We start from the raw sequence: 4,649 nt of genomic DNA, 5'->3' as shown, positions 1-4,649 counted from the left end.
GGCCAGACTCTGCCTGTTTTCATCCAACCCAAGCCGAGCAAGAGAAGAACGCCACAAAGTGCGACTAATACTTTGAGGGAGAAGAATACCAGAAATTGCGCGTGATCGCTCGAATATGAATAGTAAGATCCGCTACCGTTTCTTCCGGTTTGGTATATCCGGCCCGACATCCAGACTTCGGACAGTACGTTGCCGAGGCCCCAAGCCGTCGCCAATGCCAGAACGGTAAAGATTACTTTTTTTCAACATACCCACGACCACGTCCGGCGTTAGCTTTCTAAATGCACGGATAGCGCCATTTCAAAGCCCGGCGCAGGATAAGCAGCACCACAACGTTTGCCGCGACGGCGACCCAAAGGTAGGACGGTATCGGCAGCAGGTTTCGATGAATGTAGCCGATGTAAAAAGTGAGACCGAAGAGGACAAGAACCAATCCGTTCGCTGCCTTATGTAGGGGTGATTGCAACTGTCCCGATGCTGCACGCTCTGCGGTTTTCTCGCGTGCTCGCCTCCCGATCCAAAAGAGAAATACAAAAAAAGCTATAGCGATAATCCACGCCATGCCAGTTGCCCCTTACAGATTGCCATTGGGTTCGGTCATCTTCATGGTCTTGCCGCCCGAACGTCACTAGGTTGTAAGAGCCAATTGCGTCAACCCTTAACACGCTGAATGCTCAATTTAGAATGAAGCGGGCGACTTACGGCATGGGTCAAGGGCTGCTGTGGCCGGTCGGCTGATGGCGCAGCCGGTGTACCCCCAGCTTCGGAAATAACCCCTCCGTTCCGGGACTTACGTTCCGTGCCAAAGAACGAACCCGCTCTCGCGGGAAGGCGCTGCGGCACGGCCGGGTGTATTGCGTCTGACGCCGTAACTATTTGATCGAGCACAGGTGACGGGCGGGCGCTCCGTCTTGAGGATCGAGGGGTTCAAGCACTCCAACCTCAAGACAGGAGCCCCCAATGAGCGAGAAGCCCATCAGCCCGCTGCGCCAACGCATGCTCGATGACATGAACATGCGCCGGTTCGTGCCCGATACGCAACGCGAGTATATCCCTGCCGTCAAGAGGCTCGCGAGCTTCCTCGGACGTTCTCCCGACACCGCGACAGCGGAAGAGCTGCGCGCGTTCCAGCTGCATCTGACGGAGACCGGTGCGCAACCACCGAGCATCAACGCGACCGTGACGGCGCTGCGGTTCTTCTTCAAGGTGACGCTCGACCGGCCGGAGACGACGCGCCGTCTCGTGTTCGTCTACGAACCCCGCAAGCTGCCGCGGGTGCTCTCGCCCGAAGAGGTGTTGCGCCTGCTGGAAGCCGCACCCAGCCCCAAGCACAAGGCCGCGCTCAGCGTTGCCTACGGCGCCGGTCTGCGCGCCATGGAGGTCGTCGCGCTGAAGGTCTGCGACGTCGATTCCAAGCGCATGATGATCCGGGTTGAGCAAGGCAAAGGCCGCAAGGATCGCCATGCCATGCTGTCACCGCAGCTGCTGGAGCTGCTGCGCGACTGGTGGCGCATCGCCCATCCCCAAGTGTGGATGTTCCCCGGTCGTGATCGCATCAACCCGATGACGACGCGCCAGCTCAATCGGGTGTGCCACATGGCCGCCGAGTTGGCTGGGCTGCCCAATTGGGTGGCGCCGCACACGCTGCGACACAGCTTCGCTACCCACCTGCTCGAGCAGAACATCGATATCAGGGTGATCCAGGTTTTGCTCGGACATTCCAAGCTCGATACGACGGCGCGCTACACCCAGGTGGCCACCAACATCATCCGCGAGGTGATGAGCCCGCTGGACAGGCTCACGCCGCTGGTGCCCAAGAAGGACGAGCCGCCGGCGTAACGGGCCAGCCCACATGGCCCGTCCAGCTCTGGAGGTCGCGGACATCTTCCGCGATCACGGCGCCGCGTGGCGTCTTGCCAACCGCGGTCACGTCAGCCTGCTCCAGCTCAAGGTGATGAGCGCCATCGAGAACTGCCGCACGGCGACGCTGGGCGGACACGTCGCGCGCTGCGAGGACTGCGCCCATACCACGATCGCCTACAACAGCTGCCTTATGGGCAGATCCGGTAATGGGGAGCTGGCGTGACGGCGCTCAGATTTTCCTGTGAATTGCTTCGCTTCCACTCTCCATAATATGACGCCTTTGCGCCCCGGTCGGCTCGGCCACTGTTGGCCGGTCACAAGTGGGGACGATCATGTTGGACAACTACTTCTCGGCATCGAAGATGCTGGGCCATCTGCGCAGCGGGCCGAGTGGGCTGCACCTCGATGGCTTCGCTGCGGCGCTTAAGCGCCAGGGCTATACCGACGACACGGCGGTTCGATACTTGCGGGCGGCGGCGCACCTCGGCCATGTCCTGGCGGGGCGCCGAGGATTGCCGCGCGACATCGATTTGCAGGCTTTCAGTGAACATCTGCGCACCTGTCGTTGCCCACGCGCGAAGGGCGGCCGTCACAATCACCATACCATCTACGGCGCCCGGCTCTTTCGCCGGTACCTCGTCGAAATCGGCGTGTGTCTCCCCGCCGCAGTGACGGCGACGCCTGTTGAGCCGTCGTTAATCACCAGCTTCAAAGCATGGCTGCGGAGGCACCGCGGAGCTTCCGACGCTACCATTGGGCTCTACGCACGTGACGTCGCCCGCTTGCTGATGGCACTCGGGGACGATCCGGCGACCTGGGATGCGGCCGCCGTTCGCACCACCTTCATGGATCTCGCGAGCACGAGCGGGCGCGGAACCATCGAGAAGATGACGACAAGCCTGCGTGCTTTCCTGCGCTACTTGGCGGTCGAAGGTCGCTGCCGGGCCGGTCTCGACAGTGCGGTTCCCGCCTACGCCCATTGGCGGCTTGCCGACATGCCACGGTATCTGGCGACAGAACAGGTGAACTGTTTGATCGCGGCCTGTAACGGCGAAGCTCCTGCGCGGCGCCGCGACCGCGCGATCATCCTGCTCCTGGTGCGTCTGGGGCTGCGGGCCGGTGACGTTGCGCAACTGCGTCTCGACGACATCGAATGGGAGACCGGCTCGTTGCGGGTCGCGGGCAAGTCCCGCAACGAGGTTCGCCTGCCGCTGCCGCAAGACGTTGGCGATGCGATTGCAGCCTATGTCGACTGCCGGCCCAAGCACCATGCGAGCGCTCATGTGTTCCTGCGCACAATCGCGCCATACGGATCCTTCCGGCGGGGCGACGGCATCTCGTCGCTAGTAAGGTGTGCTATGCAGCGGGCCGGCATCATTACGCCGTTCAAGGGCGCGCACGCGCTGCGGCATACGGCGGCGACCGAGATGCTGCGTCATGGCGTGGCACTCGAGAAGATCGGCTTGGTCCTGCGGCACCGAGGTATCGACACGACCGCCTATTACGCCAAGGCCGATGTCGCGCTCCTGAAGCAAATCGCGCAGCCCTGGCCGGAGGTGCTCTGATGCTGAAGGCCATCCAAGCTTATCTCGACCTCCGCCGAGCCACTGGCTTTGCGATGTCGAATGCGGAGTATCTGCTGAAGAGCTTCGCCGCTTTCGCGGCCGAGCGCGGGCAAATGCATGTGCACGCGCAAACTGCCATCGACTGGGCAGCGCTCGGGCCGTCCGTCGCGCAGCGCGATGCCCGGCTGAAGGCCGTCTGCCGCTTAGTACGCCACGTCCAGATCGAGGACGGCCGGCACGAGCTCCCGCCGACCAATCACTTTGGCGCCCACAAGAGGAGGCGCCCGCCGCATATCTACTCGGATGCAGAGTTCAATTGCCTTATCGAGGCCGCACTGCGGCTTGGGCCCAAGGGCGGCTTGCGCTCACTGACCTATGCGAGCTTGATCGCCCTGCTCTCGGCTACCGGGTTGAGGATCTCCGAGGCACTGAAGCTGACGGTCGCCGACGTGACGCGCGACGGCTTGCTGATCCGCGAGACCAAGTTCCGCAAGACCCGCTTAGTACCGCTTCACGACACGGCCGCCGCGGGCCTGCGGCGCTATTTGGCACGCCGCCGGCCTCGCTCGAACGATGATCCGGTGTTCATCGGCAAGCATGGCGGTGCGCTGCGCTATATTGCCGTCAAGGAGACCTTCGACAGGTTGGTCCGCAAGGCAGGGATCGCACCCACGGCGAGGCGCCGCCCGCGCCTGCACGATCTGCGACACACGTTCGCGGTGCGGGCGCTGCTGGGCAGTCCGGCCGGACGAAGCCGAAGTGGCGCACATATGGCGGCGCTTTCGACCTACATGGGCCACGTCAACATCTACGCGACCTACTGGTACCTGGAGGCGACCGCCGATCTCATGCGCGACGTCGCCGCGGCCGGTGAAGACTACGTCTTCGACGGGAGGCGATCATGACGCCGATCGCTCCCCTTATCGAAGCGTTCCTCCGCGAGACGCTCGCCAGCCAGCGGGGTGCCAGCCGGCACACGCAGGACTCTTACGCCGCGAGCTTCCAGCTGCTCTTCACGTTCGCCGCCGAAAGACTGAAGGTCCGGCCGTCGGCACTGACGTTGGAGCAACTCGACGCCGGCCTCGTTAGCGCCTTCCTCGAGCATCTCGAAGATGTACGCGGAAACGCCGCCGTCACGCGCAACGTGCGGCTTGCGGCTATCAAGTCGTTCTTCCGCTTCCTCGAATATCGACAGCCGGCGGCGCTCGAGCAGATCCGCCG

The 4,649-nt window shown here is 62.9% G+C and carries 5 protein-coding genes and 1 pseudogene; 5 read left to right on the top strand and 1 reads right to left on the bottom strand.

All coding sequences use genetic code 11. From position 1 onward, the window contains the following. Positions 1 to 277: 277 nt before the first annotated feature. Positions 278 to 562 carry a hypothetical protein gene (locus tag WCB02_RS04775; RefSeq protein ID WP_423956688.1) on the bottom strand — a complete coding sequence of 95 codons (285 nt, stop codon included), beginning with the start codon at positions 560 to 562 and terminating at the stop codon, positions 278 to 280. Positions 563 to 996: 434 nt separating this feature from the next. On the opposite strand from WCB02_RS04775, the gene WCB02_RS04770 reads away from it, so the two are divergent. The 5 genes and pseudogenes from WCB02_RS04770 to WCB02_RS04750 form a co-directional block, all read left to right on the top strand. Beyond that, on the top strand, positions 997 to 1,839 hold the full coding sequence (locus tag WCB02_RS04770; RefSeq protein WP_423956687.1) for a tyrosine-type recombinase/integrase: 843 nt from the start codon (positions 997 to 999) through the stop codon (positions 1,837 to 1,839). Between the two features lie 13 nt (positions 1,840 to 1,852). After that, positions 1,853 to 2,050, top strand: a pseudogene (locus tag WCB02_RS04765) (transposase zinc-binding domain-containing protein); the annotation flags it as partial. A gap of 145 nt (positions 2,051 to 2,195) precedes the next feature. Then, entirely contained in the window at positions 2,196 to 3,428 is a 1,233-nt protein-coding gene (locus WCB02_RS04760; protein ID WP_423956686.1) for a tyrosine-type recombinase/integrase, read from the top strand. Continuing rightward, positions 3,428 to 4,333 (top strand): tyrosine-type recombinase/integrase, encoded by a 906-nt coding sequence (locus WCB02_RS04755; RefSeq protein WP_423956685.1) that lies wholly within the window; start codon positions 3,428 to 3,430, stop codon positions 4,331 to 4,333. The genes WCB02_RS04760 and WCB02_RS04755 overlap by 1 nt, the downstream gene beginning before the upstream one ends. Further along, positions 4,330 to 4,649 (top strand): site-specific integrase (locus WCB02_RS04750; protein WP_423956684.1); only part of this gene is annotated, 320 nt, incomplete at its 3' end. The genes WCB02_RS04755 and WCB02_RS04750, both read left to right, overlap by 4 nt.

It is taken from the genome of Bradyrhizobium sp. (assembly GCF_049581145.1).
Classification (GTDB): Bacteria; Pseudomonadota; Alphaproteobacteria; order Rhizobiales; family Xanthobacteraceae; genus Bradyrhizobium.
Note: the sequence above shows the minus strand (reverse complement) of the source record. Positions and strands in the feature narration are given on the sequence as shown.

What these genes read in the sequence shown, in the direction of transcription:
- WCB02_RS04760 (WP_423956686.1), top strand. Translation starts at nt 2,196, where the DNA reads ATGTTGGACAACTACTTCTCGGCATCGAAGATGCTGGGCCATCTGCGC.
- WCB02_RS04770 (WP_423956687.1), top strand. Translation starts at nt 997, where the DNA reads ATGCTCGATGACATGAACATGCGCCGGTTCGTGCCCGATACGCAACGC.
- WCB02_RS04755 (WP_423956685.1), top strand. Translation starts at nt 3,428, where the DNA reads ATGCTGAAGGCCATCCAAGCTTATCTCGACCTCCGCCGAGCCACTGGC.
- WCB02_RS04775 (WP_423956688.1), bottom strand. Translation starts at nt 562, where the DNA reads ATGGCGTGGATTATCGCTATAGCTTTTTTTGTATTTCTCTTTTGGATC.